Source organism: Streptomyces sp. NPDC104202 (assembly GCF_055584185.1).
Map to the genome: position 1 here is coordinate 1 of NZ_JBVJMN010000061.1, position 19,904 is coordinate 19,904.

The window sequence follows — 19,904 nt, forward strand, 5'->3', positions numbered from 1 at the left end:
TCCCAAAAAAAGAACACCCCCCCACGGGGTAAGGGGGGGGGGGGGGGGGGGGCGAGCTTTTCCCTCCCCCCCCCCCCCCCCCCCCCCCCCCCCCCCCCCCCCGGGGCCCCCCACCGCCCGGCGGACCTGGCAGACGTTCTCGCCGTACGCCTACCTGGCCCCGTTCTTCACCCTGTTCGCCGCCTTCGGACTCTTCCCGCTCGTCTACACGGCGTTCGTCTCGCTGTACCGGGTGGAACTCCAGACCCCCGGCGACATGGAGTGGCGCGGACTCGGCAACTACACCGCGCTCCTCGGCGACGAGTACTTCTGGCTCGCGCTGCGCAACACCTTCACCATCGGCGTGCTGTCCACCGTGCCCCAGCTGGTCATGGCGCTCGGCCTCGCCCACCTCCTGAACTACCGGCTGCGCGGCCGCACCTTCCTGCGCACGGCGATCCTGCTGCCGTACGCCACCTCGGTCGCCGCCGCCACCCTGGTCTTCGCACAGCTCTTCGGCAGCGACTTCGGGCTCGTCAACTACGCGCTGGGGACGGTCGGCATCAGCCCCGTCGACTGGCAGAACGACACCCTCGCCTCCCAGGTCGCCGTCTCCAGCATCGTCGTCTGGCGGTGGACCGGCTACAACGCCCTGATCTACCTGGCCGGCATGCAGTCCATCCCGCACGAGCTGTACGAGGCCGCCGCCATGGACGGGGCCTCGCGGTGGCGGCAGTTCTTCCACGTCACCCTGCCCGGACTGCGCCCCACCATCGTCTTCACCGTCATCGTCTCCACGATCGGCGCGACCCAGCTGTTCGGCGAACCGCTGCTCCTCGAAGGGCAGATGTCGGGCGGCATCTCGCACCAGTACCAGACGCTCGGGCTCTACATGTACGAGCAGGGCTGGGGCTTCTTCCACCTGGGCCGCGCCGCCGCCATCGCCTGGGTGATGTTCCTGATCATCGTGGTGCTCGTCGGGGTCAACGCCCTCATCGCCCGCCACCGTTCCCGCAAGGAGGCCGGCCGATGACCGCGCCGATCGCCCCCTCGACGACCCCGGCTCCGCCCGCCCCCGCCGACGCGCCGCCCGGGCGCCGGGCCGCCGGACGGCCGCGCCGCGGCGCCCCGCGGGCCGGACGGACCCTGCACGCCGGTCCGGTCGCGTACGCGATCCTGATCCTCGCCGTGCTCGTGTCGGCCTTCCCGTTCTACTGGACGATCGTCGCCGCGAGCCGCTCCAACGCCGACCTGGCCCGCATCCCGCCGACGCTGCTGCCGGGCCCTAACCTGATCAAGAACTTCGCCTCGGTGCTCGAAGAGGCGGACATCGGCAAGGCCCTGCTGAACTCGCTCCTCGTCTCCGGCTCCATCACCGTCGGCACGGTGCTGTGCTGCACCCTCGCCGGTTTCGCCTTCGCCAAACTCCGCTTCCGCGGACGGGGCGCGCTGCTCGCGGTCACCATCGGCACGATGATGATCCCGCCGCAGCTGGGCGTCATCCCGCTGTTCATGCTGATCGCCAAGCTCGGGTGGGTGAACCAGCTGCAGGCCGTGATCCTGCCGGGTCTGGTGTCCGCGTTCGGCGTGTTCTTCATGCGCCAGTTCCTCGTACAGGCCCTGCCCGACGAGCTGATCGAGGCGGCCCGGGTGGACGGCGCCTCCACCGCCCGGATCTTCTGGTCCATCGTGGTGCCGATCGCCCGGCCCGGCATGGCGGTGCTCGGCCTGCTGACCTTCATGGCGGCGTGGAACGACTTCTTCTGGCCGATCATCGCCCTGACCTCTTCCGAGCCCACCGTCCAGGTCGCCCTGCGCCAGCTCGGCGGCGGCTACGTCCACGACCAGTCCGTGATCATGGCGGGCACCCTGCTCGGCACGCTGCCCGTGCTGCTGGTCTTCGGCCTGCTCGGCCGCCAGATCGTCGGCGGCATCATGCAGGGCGCGGTCAAGGGCTGACCCGCCCCTCCCCTTCCTCCTGCCTCCAGACGTCTCACTCCAGGGAGTTCCCGTCCCATGACCGCACTCGACACCCACACCGACACCGCGACCGCGCTGCGCTTCCCCGAGGGCTTCCGCTGGGGCACCGCGACCGCCGCCTACCAGATCGAGGGCGCGGCGGCCGAGGACGGCCGCACGCCGTCCATCTGGGACACCTTCAGCCGCACCCCGGGCAAGGTCCGCAACGGCGACACCGGCGACATCGCGGCCGACCACTACCACCGGGTCGACGAGGACATCGCCCTGATGCGCCGGCTCGGGGTGACCGACTACCGCTTCTCGATCGCCTGGCCCCGCGTCCAGCCGACCGGCCGCGGCCCGGCCGTGCGCAAGGGCCTCGACTTCTACCGGCGGCTCGCCGACTCCCTCCTGGAGGCCGGGATCCGCCCGGTGGCGACCCTCTACCACTGGGACCTGCCGCAGGAGCTGGAGGACGCGGGCGGCTGGCCGCAGCGGGAGACCGCGTACCGCTTCGCCGAGTACGCGGGGATCATGGCGGACGCCCTCGGCGACCGGGTGGCGACCTGGACGACGCTCAACGAGCCCTGGTGCGCGGCCTTCCTCGGCTACGGCAACGGGGTGCACGCCCCGGGCCGGACCAGCGACGTCGCGGCGCTGCGTGCCGCCCACCACCTCAACCTGGCCCACGGGCTCGCGGCGCGGACCCTCCGGGGCGCGCTGCCGGGCTCCGCCGAGGTGTCCCTGACGCTCAACCTGCACGCCGTCCGCGCCCTGTCGCAGGCTCCGGAGGACGTGGACGCGGCCCGCCGGATCGACGCGGTCGGCAACCGCATCTTCCTCGACCCGGTCTTCCACGGCCGGCTCCCGGAGGACCTCGTCCGCGACACCGCGTCGGTCACCGACTGGTCCTTCGTCCTCGACGGCGACCTGGAGACGGCCGCGGCCCCGATCGACTCCCTCGGCATCAACTACTACTCCCCCTCGGTCGTGGCGGCCGGGACGTCCGAGTCGCCCGCCCCGTGGGGCGGCGCCGAGCGGCACGTCCGCTTCGAGCCGGCCCCCGGTCCGCGGACGGCGATGGACTGGCCGGTGGACGCGAACGGGCTGTACGAGCTGCTCGTCCGGCTCCGGGACGAACTGCCCGGCGTGCCGCTGGTGATCACCGAGAACGGCGCGGCGTACGACGACTACGCCGACCCGTCGGGCCGGGTGAAGGACCCCGAGCGGGTGGAGTACCTGCACGGCCACCTGGCGGCCGTGCACCGCGCGCTCGCGGACGGCGCGGACGTCCGGGGCTACTTCCTCTGGTCGCTGCTGGACAACTTCGAGTGGGCCTACGGCTACAGCAAGCGGTTCGGCATCGTCCACGTGGACTTCGCCACCCAGCGCCGGACCCTGAAGGACAGCGCCCGCTGGTACGCGGAGGTCATCGCGCGCGGCGGCCTCGCCGCGTCCTGACGGCGCGGGCCGGGAACGAGGGGGTGCCGCCGACCCCCCTCGGGCCGGCGGCACCCCCGGTCAGGGACGGTGCTGCGTCAGGCGCGCTGCCAGAGCGCCGGGACGTTCGGGGGTTCCCAGCCGGGCTGGGCCTGGTGGCCCTGGAGGCAGCGGTAGCTGCCGCCGCCGTAGGTGACGACGTCACCGGCCGCGTAGACCTTGCCCGCCGCCCAGGTGCCGCCGGGCTGGGGCTCGCCGGGGCCGGGCCCGGGGCCCGGGTCGCCGCCGGTGGTCCGCAGCGTCAGGCCGTAGGTCTGGAGCAGCGGGTTCAGCGGCTGGAAGAAGGTGGTGCCGCCGCTGGAGCAGGTGCCGGAGCCTCCGGAGGTGACGCCCTGGGCCTGGCTGCCGGAGATGTACGAGCCGCCGGAGTCGCCGGGTTCGGCGCAGACGGTCGTGCGGGTCACACCGGTGATGGTGCCCTCGGCGTAGGTGACGCTGGTGTTGTGCTGCTGCACGGTGCCGCAGTGCCAGCCGGTGGTGGAGCCGGAGCGGCACACGGAGGAGCCCACCGGCTGGAGCACCGAGCCGGTCACCTGGACGTTGCCGCTCGCGCCCTTGACGTACGGGGTGGCGGTCCAGCTGGAGTTGGCCGCGACCCAGGCCATGTCGTTGCCGGGGAAGACGGACCCCTGGAAGCTGCCCATCGCGACCTGGTTGTAGCCGCTGGTGGTCGTGCCGGCGCGGCCGCAGTGACCGGCGGTGGCGAAGCCCTGGGTGGTGCCGCGGGTGACGGCGAAGCCGACCGAGCAGCGGCCGCCGCCGCCCATGTAGTAGGCGTCGCCGCCGCGGATGTCGTAGAGCGGCCGCGGGGCCTCGGCGGTGCGGACGACGCGCACCAGGGCGCCCGGGACGCCGGTGGCGCGGACGAGCCGCGCCGCGGCGCCCGCCGTCGCCTCCTCGACGACCAGGACGTTGGCGCGCACGTCGACGTAGCGCACGGGCGCCTCGGCGGTCGCGGCCCGGTCCAGGCGCTCCTTGGCGCGTTCCAGGGCGGTGAGGCTGTGGGGCACGAGGCGGGCGGTCGCGCCGGCGGCCCGTATCGCGGCCGTGTCGGCGGCCCGGGTGGTGGCCACGGTCAGGGTGCCGGCCTCGGCGCCGTCCACCCAGGCCCCGGCGAAGGCCGGGCCCAGGTCCTGGCGCAGCCGCGCGGCGGTGGCGCCCGCCTCGGCCTCGTGCGCGAGCCGGTTCAGGGCCTGCGCGCGGGTGAGGCCGAGGTCGCGGCCCATGGCGCGGAGGAGTTCGGGCGGCGCGGCGTCGACGCCGAGGGTCCGGGCGGCGCCGCTGACGGCCGCCGGCGCGGCCGGGCCGTCCGCCCGGGGCGCGGCGCCGGCCGCGCCGGCCTGGAGGCCGGCCAGGGCCAGCCCGGCGGCGGCCAGCACGGTACACGCCGCGCGGGCGTGTCGTCGGAGCATGGGGGTCTCCTCGGTTCTCGGTGGGGGATTTCCTGAGAACGTAGGAGCTCCGACGGGCGGGCGGCAGCGGTCAGTCGGCCCCTGCCCCCGCGTTATGGCCGGCCGCCGGGGTGCGGCCCGCGCTCCGCGCCAGGGCCTCGGTGTGGGCGGCGCGGACGTGGGCGAGGACGGTGGGGGCGCGGACGGCGGCACGCGCCTCGGGGTGCCAGCCCAGGAGGTGCCGCCAGACCAGTGGCGTGCCGGCGAGGGGCCGGGTGACGATGCCGGGCGTGGCGGGGAAGGTGGCCCGGCAGAGGCCGACGGCCCGGCCGACCTGCACGAGGTGGACGCAGGAGGCGGTGTCCGTCTCGTACACCCGGGCCGGGGTGAAGCCGGCGCGGACGCACGCGGCGGCGAAGCAGTCGCCGAAGCATCCGTCGCCGGGGACGTCGGTCCACGCCTCCGGGGCGAGCTCGGCGAGGGCGACGTCGGAGCGGGGGGCGAGCGGGTGGTGGGCGGAGAGCATCACGTAGACCGGGTCGCGGGCGACCTCCGTCCAGGCCAGCCGGCCCGCCTCGGGCGGGCCGCTCTCGCCGCACACGCCGACCAGGGCGAAGTCGAGCCGTCCGGCGGCGACCCCGCAGGCGATCTCGCGTTCGGACCAGGAGGTGTGGGTGGACACCCGCGCTCCCGGCTCGGCGTGGGCGATGCGGTCGACGAGGCCGCCGAGGAGGGGTCCGTGGGTGCCGCCGAGCCGGTATCCCTCCGCGCCCTCCCGGGCGAACCGCACGGCCTCCTCCTGGAGTTCGCAGACGGCGGGGAGCACGACGCGGGCGCGCTCGACGACGAGGTCTCCGAGCGCGGTGGCCCGCACACCGTCCCTGCCGCGTACGAACAGCGCGCCGCCGAGGGCCCGTTCGATGCGCTTCAGCTGGGCGCTGAGCGCGGGCTGCGCGAGGCCGAGGGCGGTGGCGGCGCGCGTGAGGCTCCCCGCGTCCGCGATGGCCCGGATCGTCTTGAGGTGCCTCAACTCCAAGTCCATGGGCAGAGCTTGACGCCCGTCACCGGATAGGTCCAGACCAGCGACGGGGGGCGGTGGACACGCCGGCGCCCCGGCCCGCTGGGCGGTCGTCCGGGGCGGGCGGGTCCTGCGCGGTCAGGGGGCGTCGGGGCCGACGTCCGCCGGGGTGAGGGGGCGGCGCGGCGGGGCGGCGGTCGTGTACTCGTCCGAGCCGACGTCGCGGAGGGCGCCGCGGAGGTGACCGTCGACGTCGTAGGGGACGGAGACGCCGGCGTAGGTCGCGGCGTCGATCGCGGGGCTCCCCGCGTCGAGGCGGGACACGCCGTCGGCGTCCTGGCGGAGGCGGGGGTCGACGCGGGTGCGGCCGGAGGCCGGGATCGTGCCGTCGGCGGCGGCGCCCCAGAGGATGTTGCCCTGCCAGGTGAAGCCGGTGGTGGCCCCCATGGCGACCAGGCTGCCGGTGTCCCCGACGAGGAGGTTGTCGGCGACGACCACGTCGCGCGGCTCGTACGCGCGGGTCTCGCCGGAGAGCGTGCTCCTGTTGCCCCGGAGGGTGTTGTGCACGATCACGGCGCGGTCGCAGGCGTCGTTGCCGCGCCGCTGTTCGGTGGTCTCGCCCGGGGTGTGGTCGCGGGTGGTGCCGCTGCCGACGACGAGGGCGCGGCCGGTCAGGCCGGCGAGGTGGTTGTTCACCACGAGGTGGTCGTTGCCGTAGAGCCGCACGCCCTCCTTGCCGCCGAGGAGGTGGTTGCCCTCGACGGTGGTGCGGTTGCCGTGGCGCAGCACGATGCCGCCCTGGCTGTCGCGGAGGGTGTTGTGGCGGACGGTGTTGTCGGAGGACTTCACCGAGATCGCCTCGGGGTCGCCGTCGCAGTGCTCGAACAGGTTGTACTCCACGATCGCGTGCGCGCCCGAGAGCGCCCGGCTGCTGACGCCGAGCCGGATCGCCTCGCCGCCGTTGTCCCCGGTGTAGCCGTGCCGGGCGAAGTGGTTGCGGAAGACGTGGAGGCGCTGGGCGATCTCGGTCGTGCCGGGGCCGTCGACGACCAGGAAGATGCCCTGGGTGGTCCGGTCGTGGAACCGGTTGCGGTCGATCTTGGCGTCGTCGCCCTCGACGAGGACCCAGTCGAGGCCGTCGACGTCGGCGAACTGGATGTCGTTGCGGGTCAGCCGGATGCCGGTGCTGTCGGCCGGGATGGTGAGGGTGCCGCTCTGGCGGAGCGAGAAGCCGCTGACCGTGACGGAGCTCGCGCCGTCGAGGACGAAGCTGCGCGGACCGCGCAGGACGGCGCCGCCCCGGCTCTGCGAGACGATCGTGAGGCCGCTGCGCCCCGACAGGTCGATGGCACCGCCCGAGGGGACCGTGTACGTGCCGTCGGCGAGGACGATCCGGTCGCCGGGTGCGGCCCGGTCGATCGCGCTCTGCAGCGCGCCCAGCGAGGTGACCGGCGCGGGCTCGGCGGCGGCCGCGCCCGGGGCGAGCAGGGTGTCGAGCGGAAGGGCCGCGGCCGTCGCGCCGAGCAGCGAGCCCCTGAGGAACGTACGCCGTCGCATGTGATGCCTCCTGGAAGGGGGTGAGTCGTTCCGGGCCCTGTCGCCAGGACTCCACCACGGCCCCGACCGGCCGGCGTTCGGGACGGGCCCCCTCGGCCCGCCCGGATCCGGGCCGGTCAGGGCCGCTCTTCGGACGCCGCCCCGCACCGGTGGCCGCGGGTCGGGCCGGTCCCGCCCCCACGACGGAACCTGCCCCGCTGCGGCCACCACGACGGCGGCGCCGATCCCGTTCCGTCCGGTCCGTGCCTCGGGAACGAGCCGCCGGGTGCGGGGAGGACAGGCCGTCCCGCCCCCGTCCGGCGACCCGCCCCACTCTGCCGTGCCCCGCTCACGTCCCGCTGACGTTCCGCTAACGCGTCAGCTGTCGAAGCCGAGGCCGAAGCGGTCGAGGGCGCGCAGCCAGAGGTTGCGGCGGCCTTCGTGGCGGTCGGCCCGGGCCATCGACCACCGGGTGAGGTCGATGCCGAGCGAGCGGACGGGTTCGGGCGGGAAGGGCAGCGGCTTGCGGCGGACGAGCTCCAGTCCGGTCCGCTCGGTGGCGGCGCCCGCGAGGAGGTCGAGCATGACGTCGGCGCCGAAGCGGGTGGCGCCGACGCCGAGGCCGGTGAACCCGGCGGCGTAGGCGACCTTGCCGCGGTGGCTCGTGTCGAAGAAGACGCAGAAGCGGGTGCTGGTGTCGATGGCCCCGCCCCAGGCGTGGCTGAACCGCACCCCTTCGAGCTGCGGGAAGGTGGTGAAGAAGTGCCGGCCCAGCGTCGCGTACGTCTCGGGCCGCCGGTCGTGTTCGGCGCGGACCGGACCGCCGTGGTGGATCGCGTCGTAACCGCCCCACAGGATGCGGTCGTCGGCGGAGAGCCGCACGTAGTGGAACTGGTTGGCGCAGTCGGCGAAGCCCTGCCGGCGCGTCCAGCCCACCGAGGCGAGCTGCTCCGCCGTCAGGGGCTCGGTCATGAGGGCGTAGTCGTACACGGGGACGGTGTACGGGCGGTGGCGCCGGAGCAGGGAGGGGTACGCGTTGGTGGCGAGCGCGACGTGCCGGGCGGTGATCCGCCCGAAGGGGGTGCCGACGGACAGCACGGCGCCGTACTCGTCGAGCGAGGTCGCGGGGGTGTGCTCGTGGACGCGGACGCCGAGGTCGAGGCAGGCGCGCCTGAGGCCCCAGGCGAGCCGGGCCGGGTTGACCATGGCGACGTCGTCGCGGTTCCACACGCCGCCGAGGAAGGTCGGGGAGTCGATCTCGGCGCGCACGGCGTCGGCGTCGAGCAGGAGGGGCCTGCCGCCGTACCGGGCGGCCGCCTCGGCCTCCTCCGCGAGGCCGTCGAGCTGGTAGCGCTCGGTGGCGACGACGAGGGAGCCGGTGCGCCGCCAGTCGCAGTCGATGCCGTACCGCGCGACGGCGTCCTCGATGCCCTGGAGGTTGTCGCGGCCGAGCCGTTCGAGCAGGCCGATCTCCTCGGGCCAGCGCTGGACGCCGTTCGCCAGGCCGTGGGTGAGGCTGGACTCGCAGAAGCCGCCGTTGCGACCGGAAGCGGCGCCGCCGACCTCGTCCGCCTCCACGAGCACCACGTCCGCGGACGGGTCGCGCTCCTTGGCCAGGAGGGCGGTCCACAGTCCGGTGTACCCGCCGCCCACCACGAGCAGGTCGCAGGTGGTGCCGCCGACGAGGGCGGGGGCGGGCCGCGGTCGGTCGGGGTCGTCGAGCCAGAACGGGGTGTGCGCGACGTCGCGGAGCGCGGTGAGGTGATCCATGGGGTTCCTTCGGGTCGCGGAGACGCCCGGGCGAGGGGAGCCTCCGAAGTGCCGCCCATGAGACTCCGCCGCGAGGGACAAGGTCAATGGTGTTGACGTAAGCCCTCTCGGCCGTGCGGCACCCGCTGGCCGCGGCTCCCGGCCCGGCCCCCGACGCTCGTCCAGGAAGGTCCAGGCAGGTCCGGCGCACGTCCCGGCAGGTCCCGGCAGCTCCCGGCGCAGGCCCGGCCGGCTCCGGGCCCCGTCGGCGTCACCGGGGGCGGAGGCCGGCCGGTCCGCGCGGCACGGGCCCCTGGAGTGCCGGAGTACGCGCGTCAGTTCGGGGCGTCGGGGTCCCAGCGGTCGAGGATCTCGTCGGCGATCCGGCGGGCCCCGGGTTCGAGGCGTTCCGAGAGCGCGCGGAAGAGCGTCTCGGCGCGTTCGGCGGGCCACTCCTCGGGCAGGTGCTCGGCGGGCAGGTGCGGGTCGCGGCGGACGAGGTCGAGCCAGTCGGTGTGCAGCACGAGCAGCCGGCCGAGGTCGTCACGGGCCTCGGCGGGGGCGGCGCCGTCGCCCCAGCGGGCCAGGAAGGCGCGGTAGCCCTCCGCGATGGCGTCGACGTCGAAGGCGGTGCGGAGCAGGGAGCCTGCCTCGGTGGGCGCGACGGCCTCGCCGTGAAAGGCCCTGATACGGTCCCCGAGCCCGAGTTCCGCCGTGACGGGGGCGACGTCGACGCGGCCGGGGGCGGCCCAGAGTCCGCTCTGCAGCGGGCCGAAGCCCGCCCAGACGAGGCGGGAGCGCAGGTCGTGGCGCTCGCGGCGCCACGACTCCGGGAGCGAGAAGCCGACCAGGGTCCAGGTGCCGTCCCAGCCGCGGTTGACGGCGCCGGTGCGCCGGATCCGCTCCTCGCCGTCGGCGAGGACCTCGGCGGCGCGGGCCGTGAGCGAGAAGTACATCCGGCGGCCGCGCCGGTGACGTTCCAGCAGGCCGCGGCCGACCATCCGGGTCAGGGTCGAGCGGACGGCGTCCTCCCCCACGTCGACGCGGGCGAAGGCGTCGATGACGCTCGCCGAGGACAGGGCGGTGCCCGTGCCGAGGACGTGGATGCCGAAGAAGCTCAGCATCAGGGACTGGGGGCGGGGCGGAGCGCCGCGGCCGGCCGCGTCGGGGTCGGCTTCGGACGGCTGGGCCGGATCGGGAGGGGTCACGGGGACAGCGTAGGCCGGGAGCGTCCGCCCGGGAGGCTTTATTCGGCACTTCATTGACTGCAGACAGAAATGTGCCTAGCTTTGACTCCCTGCCGGTGCGTGCTCCAGGCCGCGTCTCCTCGCGCCCCGCACCCGGCTCACGGGAAGGACCCCGCTCATGACCCCAGTGGATCTCACCGGCAAGGTCGCCGTCGTCACCGGCAGCGGCCGCGGCCTCGGCCTCGCCTACGCCCGCTCGCTCGCCGCCGCCGGCGCCTCCGTCGTGGTCAACGACGTCGACGCCGAAGCCGCCGCGGAGGCCGTGCGCCTCATCTCCGAGGCGGGCGGCCGCGCCGTCGCCGAGGTCGTCCCGGTCGGCTCCACCGAGGCCGCCGAGGCCCTCGTCGCCCGCGCGGTCGACAGCTACGGCCGGCTCGACGCCATGGTCACCAACGCCGGCGTGCTGCGGGACCGGGTGCTGTGGAAGATGACCGACGACGACTTCGACACCGTGGTCGAGGTGCACCTGCGCGGCACCTTCACCTGTGTCCGGGCCGCCGTCGAGCGGATGCGCGCCCAGGGCGAGGGCGGCCGGATCGTCGTCGCCGGCTCCCCCGCCGGGCAGCGCGGCAACTTCGGGCAGACCAACTACGCGGCCGCCAAGGCCGGCATCGCCGCCATGGTCCGCACCTGGGGCATGGAGCTGGCGAAGGCCGGCATCACCGCGAACGCCGTCATCCCCGTGGCCGCGACCGCGATGACGAAGACCATCCCCGCCTTCGCCCCGCACGTCGAGGCGCTGGAGCGGGACGGCGTCGCGTTCCCGGACAGCCTGCGCAAGGGCGAGGGCTTCGGCACCCCCGAGGACGTGGCCGGCCTCGTCACCTTCCTCGCCTCCGACGCCTCCGCCGGGGTGACCGGCCAGTGCGTCGGCATCGGCGGCGACAAGCTCGCCCTGTGGTCGCACCCGCGGGAGGTCGCGGTGGCGTACGCCGACGGCGGCTGGAGCGCCGACGCCCTCGCGGCCGCCTGGCCGGTGACCGTCGGCCGCACCCCCGAGACCTTCGGCATCCCCGCCCCGCGCCCGTGAAGGAGCCTGCCGTGCTGAACCCCGACGAGCTCGTCGCCGTCGACATGCACACCCACGCCGAGGTCTCCGAGAAGGGCGGGGCCTCGCTCTCCGCCGACCTCGACGCCGCCGCCGGCGCGTACTTCAAGGCGGAGCACCGCCACCCCACGCTGCCCGAGATCGCCTCCTACTACCGCGAGCGCCGGATGGCGTGCGTGGTCTTCACGGTCGACGCCGAGTCGGCGACCGGCACCCCGCCGGTGCCGAACGAGGAGATCGCCGAGGCCGCCCTGCGCCACCCCGACGTCATCATCCCGTTCGCCGGCGTCGACCCGTACAAGGGCAGGGCGGCGGTCCGTCAGATCCGTCGCCTGGTCGCCGAGTTCGGCGTGAAGGGCTTCAAGTTCCACCCGAACATCCAGGCCTTCCACCCCAACGACCGCATGGCGTACCCGCTGTACGAGGCGATCGAGGAGGCCGGCGCCGTCGCGGTCTTCCACACCGGGCAGACGGGCATCGGCGCGGGCGCGCCCGGCGGCGGGGGCATCCGCCTCAAGTACTCGAACCCGATGGACGTGGACGACGTCGCCGCCGACTTCCCGGACCTGCGGATCGTCCTCGCGCACCCCTCGTTCCCCTGGCAGGACGAGGCGCTCGCGGTGGCCACCCACAAGCCGCGGGTGTACATCGACCTGTCGGGGTGGTCGCCGAAGTACTTCCCGCCGCAGCTGGTGCGGTACGCCGACAGCCTGCTTCAGGACAAGGTGCTGTTCGGCTCCGACTTCCCGCTGCTCACACCCGACCGCTGGCTGGCCGACTTCGCCGAGCTCCCGATCAAGGACGAGGTCCGTCCGAAGATCCTCAAGGAGAACGCGCTCCGGCTCCTCGGTCTCACCGGAAACTGAGGGGTCCGCCATGCGCAACCAGGGCATCGGCTCCTGGCCCGCACGCCGCGACCGCAGGTCGCCCCGGCGCACCGCCCTCCTGCACGAGGGCCGCGCGGTCGACTACGCCGCACTCCACGAACGGTGCACGCGGCTGGCCCACGCCCTGCGGGGTGCCGGGGTCGGCCGCGGGGACCGCGTCGCGTACCTCGGGCCGAACCATCCGTCGTACCTGGAGACGCTCTTCGCGGCCGGTCTCCTCGGGGCGGTCTTCGTCCCGCTCAACACCCGCCTCGCCGTACCGGAGCTGCTCCACCAGCTCGCCGACTCGGGCAGCGCGGTCCTGGTGCACGCCGGACAGCCGGCGGGGCGGGTGACGGAGCTGGTCTCGGGCGCCGCCGTCCTCACCGTCCTCGCCGTCGACGGCGGCCCCGGGGACCCGTACGAGGAGCTGCTCGCGGCCGCCGCCACGGAGCCGGTCGACGAGGAGGTGGGCCACGAGGACGCCTGCCTCATCATGTACACCTCCGGCACCACCGGCCGTTCCAAGGGCGCCGTCCTCACCCACGGCAACGTCCTCTGGAACAGCCTCAACGTCCTCGTGGACACCGACCTCGCCGGCGACGAGGTGGCCCTCGTCTCCGCACCGCTCTTCCACACCGGCGCCCTCAACATGAGCTGCCTGCCCGTCCTGCTGAAGGGCGGCACCGTCCTGCTGGAGTCCGCCTTCGACGCCGAGCGCACCCTGCGCCTCGTCGCACGGCACCGGGTGACCTTCATGTTCGGCGTGCCCACCATGTACGACGCGATGACCGCGAGCCCCGCGTGGGCCGGCGCGGACCTGACCAGTCTGCGCACCCTGCTCTGCGGCGGCGCCCCGGTGCCCACCCGCACCGCCCGCGCCTATCTGGACCGGGGCCTCGCCTTCGTCCAGGGGTACGGCATGACGGAGACCGCTCCGGGAGCCCTCATCCTGGACCGGGCCGACTCGCTCAGCCGCGCCGGCTCGGCGGGCGTCCCGCACTTCTTCACCGACGTGCGGGTCCTGCTGCCGTCCGGCGCGGAGGCGGCGCCCGGCGAGAAGGGCGAGGTCGTCGTCGCCGGGCCGAACGTCACCCCCGGCTACTGGAACCTCCCGGAGGCGACCGCCGCGGCCTTCCGCGACGGGGGGCGCTTCCGGTCGGGCGACGTGGCCACGGTGGACGAGGACGGCTACGTCCGGCTCGTCGACCGGCTCAAGGACATGATCATCTCGGGCGGCGAGAACATCTATCCGGCCGAGGTCGAGGACGCCCTGCTCGGCCACCCGGACGTCGCCGAGGCCGCCGTCATCGGGATCCCCGACGCCCGGTGGGGCGAGGTGGGGCGGGCCGTCGTCGTACCGCGGGCCGGCGCGGACGTCACCGCCGGGCAGCTGATCGCCCACCTGGAGGGCCTGCTCGCCCGCTACAAGATCCCCAAGAGCGTCGTCCTCGCGCCGGACCTCCCCCGCAACGCCACCGGAAAGCTGCTCAAGGCGCCCATCCGGGCCCGCTACGGCACCGACCCGGCCGCCTGACCCCGCCTCCTTCCCCTCCTTCTTCCGTTTCCCTCGCTTTCCCCGCCCATCCCTCGCCTTTCCCGCCCTTCCCGCCTCCCCGCACCCGAGGAGTACCTCCATGGCCCGCACCGTCCACGGCATCGACGAGATCAAGGCCCAGGCCGGGGCCGACCTCGGCCACAGCTCCTGGACCGAGATCGCCCAGCCCCGCGTCGACACCTTCGCCGACGCCACCGGCGACCACCAGTGGATCCACGTCGACCACGAGCGCGCCGCCGCCGGCCCCTTCGGCGGCACCATCGCCCACGGCTACCTCACCCTCTCCCTGCTCATCCCCATGTGGAGCGAGCTGCTCCGGGTCGAGGGGGTGGCGATGGCCGTCAACTACGGCCTCAACAAGGTCCGTTTCCCCTCCCCCGTACGGGTCGGCTCCCGGATCCGCACGCACGGCCGCGTGGTGTCCGTCGAGGACGTCCCGGGCGGCGTCGAGGTCGTCGTGGACCTGACCGTGGAGATCGACGGCGTCGCCAAGCCCGCGTGCGTCGCCCAGGCGGTCTACCGCTTCTTCGCCTGAGCCGCGCGGAGACGGAGGGGGGCGGCCGCCGTCGCGGCCGCCCCCCCTCGTCGACCGGCCACGACGGCGGCGCGGGTACGGTTTCCCCGCGCGCCCCGCGCGCCCCGCGCCCGAGCAGCCCGCCACCGCCCCGAGGAGTCCGGACGATGCCTCAGCCGACCGAGGCCACGGCCGCGCCCGACGAACTCGTCGGGCCGCTGGAGCGCGGCCTCTCCGTGCTGCGGGCGATGGCCGCCGGTCCCGAGCTCCGCCACCGTCCGGGCGACCTGGTCAGGACGACGGGCCTCGCCCGCTCCACCGTCGACCGGGTCGCGACGACACTGGTGCGTCTCGGCATGCTCAGGGCCGAGGGCCGCGACCTTCTCCTCGCCCCGGGAGCGGCGGCGGTCGGCAACGCCTACCTCGCCTCCTGCGGTCTGCCCGGGCTCCTCGGACCCCACGCCGCCGCTCTCGCCGAGGCCCTGGACGAGCCGGTGTCCCTGGCCGTCCCGGACGGCGACGGGGTCCGCTTCCTCGCCCAGGCCGCCCGCCCCCGCGCCATGGCGGTCTCCTTCCGGGCCGGTGACCTGCTGCCGGCCGAACGGTGCGCGCACGGCGCCCTGTTCGCCGCCGACTGGGACGGGACCAGCCACGAGCGCTGGCGGGAGCGGCGTGCGCGGGACCCCCGCGACACCGGGTTCCCCTCCGTGCCTCCCCGGCCGGCCCACCACGACCCCGCCGCGGTGGAGGCCGACTTCCTCGCCCGGGTGCGGCAGGCCCGCGCGAGCGGGGTGGCCGTGGACGACCAGCTCATCGAACCCGGGCTGCTCTCCGTGGCCCTGCCGGTCCGCGGCCCCGACGGCGCGGTCGTCTGCGCGGTCGGCGTCGTCGGCCGCACGAGCCGGCACAGCGCCCGCTCCCTGAGCGAGCGGGCCCTGCCGCCGCTGCGCCGGACGGTCGCCGCCATGGAGGCGGCGCTCGCCTCGCCGGCGGCCGCCCCGGCGCCGCCCGGAGCTCCGCCCGCCCGGGGCGGCGCGCTCAAGGAGGAGCTCGGGTCGGGCTTCCTGCAGTCCCTCGCCCGGGGTCTCGACGTGCTGCGCGCCTTCGACTCCGTCCGGGGCCCGGCCCGGCTCTCGGCGCTCGCCCGCCTCACCGGCCTGCCCCGCGCGACCGCGCGCCGCGCGCTGATCACGCTGCGCCATCTGGGGTACGTCCGCGAGGAGTCCGGCGGCTTCGTGCTGCTCCCCCGTGTCCTGGAACTCGGCTACGCGCGGCTCTCCGGCCTCAGCCTGCCGGAGATCGCCACCCCGCACCTGGTCGCGCTCGTGCCGCGCGTCCAGGAGTCCGCGTCCGTCGCCGTGCTCGACGGGGACGACATCCGGTACGTGGCCCGGGTCGCCGGCACCCGCGTCATGCACATCGACATCACCGTCGGCACCCGCCTCCCGGCGTACGCGACCTCCATGGGCCGCGTCCTGCTCGCGTCCCTGACCGCGGCCGAACGCGCCGAGCGGCTCGGCCGGATCACCCCCGAGGCGCTGACCCCGCGCACGCTCACCACCCCCGAGGGGCTCGACGAGGCCGTGGCCGCCACGGCGGCGCGCGGCCACGGATGGGTGGAACAGGAACTGGAGGAGGGGCTGCGCTCCCTGGCGGTCGCGGTCACCGACGCCACCGGCCGGACGGTCGCCGCGGTCAACATCGCCCTGCACGCGAGCCGCGCGACGCCGGAGGAGAGCCTCGCCTCGCTGCTGCCGCCGCTGCGCGAGACCGCCGCGCTGATCAGCGCCGACCTGGCCGCGGTGGGGCGCTTCTCCCGGGTGGCGACGGGCTGAGCCCGCGGGAGGCGGGGCAGGGGCCGCGGCCACCGGGCGGCCCGGCGCGCCGCCGGTGCCACACGCCCGTCACCGGGCCCCGGGCCGCCGGTGCCGTAAGCCCTCCGGTCACTCCCCCGCGTTCGCGGGGAGCAGCGCCTCGACCGCGGTGAGCATCAGCTCCAGGGCGAAGGGGTACCCGCTCTCGCTCATGTCCGCGGCGAGCAGGGGGAAGGTGGCGGCGATGTTCGGGTGGGTGTCGGGCGACAGCCGGCCGTACACCGCGTGCCAGACCTCCTCGTCCTTCTCCCGGGCGGCGGGCGGCAGGGCGGTCGCGGCGGCGTCCTGCGCGGCGAAGGCGAGGGCCTGGTCGACGAAGGCGTGGTAGATCCGGACGGCGAGGTCGTCGGGGAAGCCGGCGGTGCGGAGGATGCCGAGGATCCGCTCGACGGCCCGGGTCTCGTGGGGACGGCCGGTGGTGCGGTGGGCCGCGAGGGCCGCGGCCTGAGGGTTGTTGCGGTAGCAGGAGTTGATGCGCCGGCCCATCGCGCGCAGGTCGGTGCGCCAGTCCCCGGTCGCCGTCCAGCCCTCCTGCGCGCGGCCGATCATCTCGTCGGCGACGGCCAGGAGCAGGGCGTCGGTGTTGCGGAAGTAGCGGTAGAGGGCGGTGGGGTCGGCGCCGAGCGCGGCGCCCAGCCTGCGCACCGAGAGCGCCTCCGCGCCGTGCTGGGCGATGAGGCGCAGGGCGGTGTCGACGATGAGCCGTTCCGAGAGGACGGCGCCCTGTTTGGTGGGGCGGCGTCGCTGCCGGCTGCCTTCGGGGACGACGCGTTCGGACATGGCCGGAACATTACGTCAACGTTGTTGACGTGTAAACGGCCGAAGCCCCTGCTCCGGGGGCGTCCGCGGCCCCACGGGCGTCCGGAGGCTTACGTCAACACCATTGACGTGCGAACGGGGCTCCCGCTTCCATGGCCCCCACCACACGTCACCCCATGCTCTGGAGCGCACATGACCACGGCCGATCTGGTCTTCACCCGCGGTCCCGTCTTCACGGCGGACCCGGCCCGCACCCGGGCGACCTCGCTCGCCGTCGTCGGCGAGCGGATCGCGGCCGTCGGCCACGACGAGGTGCGAGACCTCATCGGCCCCGGCACCGAGGTCGTCGACCTGACGGGCAAGCTGCTGCTGCCGGGCTTCCAGGACGCGCACATCCACGCCGTCGGCGGCGGCAAGGAGCTGGCCGAGTGCGACCTGACCGGGACGGTCGGCGTCGCGGAGTACCTCCAGCGGATCCGCGAGTACGCCGACGCCCACCCGGAGCGGGCGTGGATCACCGGCGGCGGCTGGTCGATGGAGAGCTTCGACGGCGGCATGCCGACCCGGCAGCTGCTGGACTCCGTCGTCGCCGACCGCCCGGTGCTCCTGTCGAACCGCGACCACCACGGCGCCTGGGCCAACTCGCGGGCGCTGGAGCTCGCGGGACTCACCGCCGACACCCCCGACCCGGCCGACGGCCGGATCGAGCGGGAGGCGGACGGCACCCCGAGCGGCACCCTCCAGGAGGGTGCGATCGGCCTGGTCGGCCGACTGGTGCCGGAGGCCACGCCCGAGGAGCGGCTCACCGGCCTGCTGCGGGCCCAGGAGCTGCTGCACTCGCTCGGCATCACCGCCTGGCAGGACGCGCTGCTCGGTTCGTTCGGCGGCATGGCCGACCCGTCGGAGACCTATCTGGCGGCCGCCCTCGACGGCTCGCTGACCGCCCGGGTGACCGGCGCGCTCTGGTGGGACCGGGAGCGGGGCGCCGAGCAGATCCCCGAGCTGGTCGCACGGCGCGAGAAGCTGCGCGCCGGCCGGTTCCGTGCCGGCTCGATCAAGATCATGCAGGACGGCATCGCGGAGAACTTCACCGCCGCCATGACCACCCCGTACCTCGACGGGTGCGGCTGCGCCACCGCCAACAGCGGGCTGAGCTTCGTCGACCCCGAGGCGCTGCGCGGGTACGTGACCGAGCTGGACGCGCTGGACTTCCAGGTCCACTTCCACGCCCTGGGCGACCGAGCGGTCCGCGAGGCCCTGGACGCCGTGGAGGCGGCCGTGGCCGCCAACGGGCACCGCGGGAACCGTCACCACCTCGCCCACCTCCAGGTCGTCCACCCGGAGGACCTGCCCCGGTTCGCCCGGCTCGGCGCGATCGCCAACATCCAGCCGCTCTGGGCCGCGCACGAGCCGCAGATGGACGAGCTGACGATCCCCTTCCTCGGACCCGAACGGGCCGCCTGGCAGTACCCCTTCGGCGACCTCGTGCGCGCCGGCGCGACGCTCGCCGCCGGCAGTGACTGGCCGGTCAGCAGCCCGAACCCGATCGAGGGCATCCACGTCGCCGTCAACCGCCGGGACCCGGAGGCCGCCGACGACCGCGTCTTCTACGCCGAGCAGCGCCTCGACCTCACCACCGCGCTGGCCGCCTACACCGCGGGCACCGCGCACGTGAACGGCCTCGACGACACCGGCAGCCTGCGCCCCGGCCACCTCGCCGACCTCGTGGTCCTGGACCGCGACGTCCTCACGGGCCCGCCTGAGGAGATCGCCTCGGCGCGGGTGGAGCGGACGTACGTGGGCGGCGCGCTCGTGTACGCCCGCTGACGTGCCTACCCGGCCCGCCCGGGGCGGACGGAGGAGGCCCGGACGTCCAGACGCGTCGCCACGAGCGTCCCGGCGGGTTCCCGGCGGCCGTGTTCGAGGACCGCGACGAGGTGCTCGACCCCGGCCTCCGCGACCGCCTCGGGCCGCAGGCTGAGGGTGGTCACCGGCGGATCGGTGTACGGGGCCGTGGCGTCCTCGCTGACGAGGACGACCAGCAGGTCGTCCGGGACCGCGTAGCCGTGCCGGCGCGCCGCGGCCAGGACCAAGGGGGGACTCGCCTCGGCGACGACGAGCAGGGCGTCGGGCCGTTCGGCCCCCTCCGGGGCGCCGAGGGCGGTCTCGATCGCCCGCACGACGGGGCCGTTCCCGGTCTCCGCGACGCGCACGGTCAGCTCGGGCCGGCCGTGGGCGGCGCACCAGTCCCGGTGCGCGGTCTCGACCCCGACGTGGAACCGGGTGGCGACGTCCGGCACCACGAGCACGGGCCGCCGGGCCCCCTGGTCGCGCAGGTGGTCCAGGGCCTCGCGGACGGCCCCCTCGGCGTCGACGTCCACCCAGGAGGCCCCGGGCCGCCCCTCGACGGAGCGGTCGCTGAAGACGGGGATCCCGGCGGCGAGGAGGTCCTCGATGACGGGGTCCCCGGCCACCGGGTCGGCGACGACCACCGCGTCGAGCGGCAGGTCGGCCCACTCGCTCTGCAGGGTGCCGGCCGGCAGGAGCACCACGGCGTAGCCGCGGAGCAGCGAGGTCGCCGCGGTGGCACCGGTCAGCCGGGCGAAATAGGGCGACTCCAGATAGGTCCAGAGCGCGTCGGGGAGGCCGCCGACCACGTATCCGATCAGCCGGGCCCGACCCGCGCGCAGATGGCGCGCGGTGGCGTTGGGCCGGTAGCCCATCCTGCGCGCGGTCTCGCGGGCCTTCTCCCGTACCTCGGGTGAGAGTCTGCCGGTGCCGTTGAGCGCCGCCGAGACGGTCGTCTTGGACAGGCCCGCCTCGCGCGCCACGTCGACGAGACGGACGCGCGGGGCGGGCGCCGAGTGCTGCCCGCCGTGCCGTGAAACATCGGTCATGGGGTGATG

The 19,904-nt window shown here is 74.9% G+C and carries 16 protein-coding genes; 9 read left to right on the plus strand and 7 right to left on the minus strand.

The annotated features are described in order from the left end of the window. Nucleotides 1-154 precede the first annotated feature (154 nt). Genes ACZ60W_RS30165 through ACZ60W_RS30175 form a run of 3 tightly spaced genes read left to right on the plus strand, consistent with a single transcriptional unit; the run spans nucleotide 155 to nucleotide 3,399 of the window. Nucleotides 155-1,012, plus strand: coding sequence for a carbohydrate ABC transporter permease (locus ACZ60W_RS30165; protein ID WP_469758601.1), 858 nt, complete (start codon nucleotides 155-157; stop codon nucleotides 1,010-1,012). Further along, nucleotides 1,009-1,938 (plus strand): carbohydrate ABC transporter permease, encoded by a 930-nt coding sequence (locus ACZ60W_RS30170; RefSeq protein ID WP_469758559.1) that lies wholly within the window; start codon nucleotides 1,009-1,011, stop codon nucleotides 1,936-1,938. Before ACZ60W_RS30165 ends, ACZ60W_RS30170 begins: the two co-directional genes overlap by 4 nt. A 57-nt stretch (nucleotides 1,939-1,995) precedes the next feature. Further along, nucleotides 1,996-3,399 carry a GH1 family beta-glucosidase gene (locus tag ACZ60W_RS30175; protein WP_469758560.1) on the plus strand — a complete coding sequence of 468 codons (1,404 nt, stop codon included), beginning with the start codon at nucleotides 1,996-1,998 and terminating at the stop codon, nucleotides 3,397-3,399. Nucleotides 3,400-3,476: 77 nt separating this feature from the next. On the opposite strand, the gene ACZ60W_RS30180 is transcribed toward ACZ60W_RS30175, so the two are convergent. The 5 genes from ACZ60W_RS30180 to ACZ60W_RS30200 all read right to left on the minus strand — a co-directional run bounded on the left by ACZ60W_RS30180 (nucleotide 3,477) and on the right by ACZ60W_RS30200 (nucleotide 10,340). Beyond that, nucleotides 3,477-4,850, minus strand: a complete 1,374-nt coding sequence (locus tag ACZ60W_RS30180) for a carbohydrate-binding protein (protein WP_469758561.1) — start codon at nucleotides 4,848-4,850, stop codon at nucleotides 3,477-3,479. A gap of 70 nt (nucleotides 4,851-4,920) precedes the next feature. After that, complete coding sequence (locus ACZ60W_RS30185; protein WP_469758562.1) at nucleotides 4,921-5,871, minus strand: LysR family transcriptional regulator; 951 nt, start codon at nucleotides 5,869-5,871, stop codon at nucleotides 4,921-4,923. Between the two features lie 114 nt (nucleotides 5,872-5,985). Then, nucleotides 5,986-7,404, minus strand: a complete 1,419-nt coding sequence (locus tag ACZ60W_RS30190) for a polysaccharide lyase 6 family protein (protein ID WP_469758563.1) — start codon at nucleotides 7,402-7,404, stop codon at nucleotides 5,986-5,988. Between the two features lie 357 nt (nucleotides 7,405-7,761). Then, entirely contained in the window at nucleotides 7,762-9,153 is a 1,392-nt protein-coding gene (locus ACZ60W_RS30195) for an NAD(P)/FAD-dependent oxidoreductase (protein ID WP_469758564.1), read from the minus strand. Nucleotides 9,154-9,467: 314 nt separating this feature from the next. After that, nucleotides 9,468-10,340, minus strand: a complete 873-nt coding sequence (locus ACZ60W_RS30200; protein ID WP_469758565.1) for a PaaX family transcriptional regulator — start codon at nucleotides 10,338-10,340, stop codon at nucleotides 9,468-9,470. 157 nt (nucleotides 10,341-10,497) lie between these two features. On the opposite strand from ACZ60W_RS30200, the gene ACZ60W_RS30205 reads away from it, so the two are divergent. The 5 genes from ACZ60W_RS30205 to ACZ60W_RS30225 all read left to right on the plus strand — a co-directional run bounded on the left by ACZ60W_RS30205 (nucleotide 10,498) and on the right by ACZ60W_RS30225 (nucleotide 16,200). After that, entirely contained in the window at nucleotides 10,498-11,409 is a 912-nt protein-coding gene (locus ACZ60W_RS30205) for an SDR family NAD(P)-dependent oxidoreductase (protein ID WP_469758566.1), read from the plus strand. A gap of 44 nt (nucleotides 11,410-11,453) precedes the next feature. Further along, nucleotides 11,454-12,293, plus strand: a complete 840-nt coding sequence (locus tag ACZ60W_RS30210) for an amidohydrolase family protein (protein ID WP_469758602.1) — start codon at nucleotides 11,454-11,456, stop codon at nucleotides 12,291-12,293. A gap of 10 nt (nucleotides 12,294-12,303) precedes the next feature. Next, nucleotides 12,304-13,830: an acyl-CoA synthetase gene (locus tag ACZ60W_RS30215; RefSeq protein ID WP_469758567.1), complete on the plus strand. Its 1,527-nt coding sequence runs from the start codon at nucleotides 12,304-12,306 to the stop codon at nucleotides 13,828-13,830. A gap of 100 nt (nucleotides 13,831-13,930) precedes the next feature. Continuing rightward, nucleotides 13,931-14,386 carry a MaoC family dehydratase gene (locus ACZ60W_RS30220; protein WP_469758568.1) on the plus strand — a complete coding sequence of 152 codons (456 nt, stop codon included), beginning with the start codon at nucleotides 13,931-13,933 and terminating at the stop codon, nucleotides 14,384-14,386. A gap of 146 nt (nucleotides 14,387-14,532) precedes the next feature. Continuing rightward, the gene (locus tag ACZ60W_RS30225) at nucleotides 14,533-16,200 is read left to right on the plus strand and encodes an IclR family transcriptional regulator domain-containing protein (RefSeq protein WP_469758569.1); all 1,668 of its coding nucleotides are present in this window, start codon (nucleotides 14,533-14,535) and stop codon (nucleotides 16,198-16,200) included. Nucleotides 16,201-16,308: 108 nt separating this feature from the next. On the opposite strand, the gene ACZ60W_RS30230 is transcribed toward ACZ60W_RS30225, so the two are convergent. Continuing rightward, nucleotides 16,309-17,019, minus strand: a complete 711-nt coding sequence (locus ACZ60W_RS30230; protein ID WP_469758570.1) for a TetR/AcrR family transcriptional regulator — start codon at nucleotides 17,017-17,019, stop codon at nucleotides 16,309-16,311. Nucleotides 17,020-17,190: 171 nt separating this feature from the next. On the opposite strand from ACZ60W_RS30230, the gene ACZ60W_RS30235 reads away from it, so the two are divergent. After that, a complete protein-coding gene (locus ACZ60W_RS30235; protein ID WP_469758571.1) occupies nucleotides 17,191-18,825 on the plus strand; it encodes an amidohydrolase in 1,635 nt (544 codons plus the stop codon). A gap of 5 nt (nucleotides 18,826-18,830) precedes the next feature. Here ACZ60W_RS30235 and ACZ60W_RS30240 read toward each other — a convergent pair whose 3' ends face one another. Then, nucleotides 18,831-19,895 carry a LacI family DNA-binding transcriptional regulator gene (locus tag ACZ60W_RS30240; RefSeq protein WP_469758572.1) on the minus strand — a complete coding sequence of 355 codons (1,065 nt, stop codon included), beginning with the start codon at nucleotides 19,893-19,895 and terminating at the stop codon, nucleotides 18,831-18,833. Nucleotides 19,896-19,904: the final 9 nt, after the last annotated feature.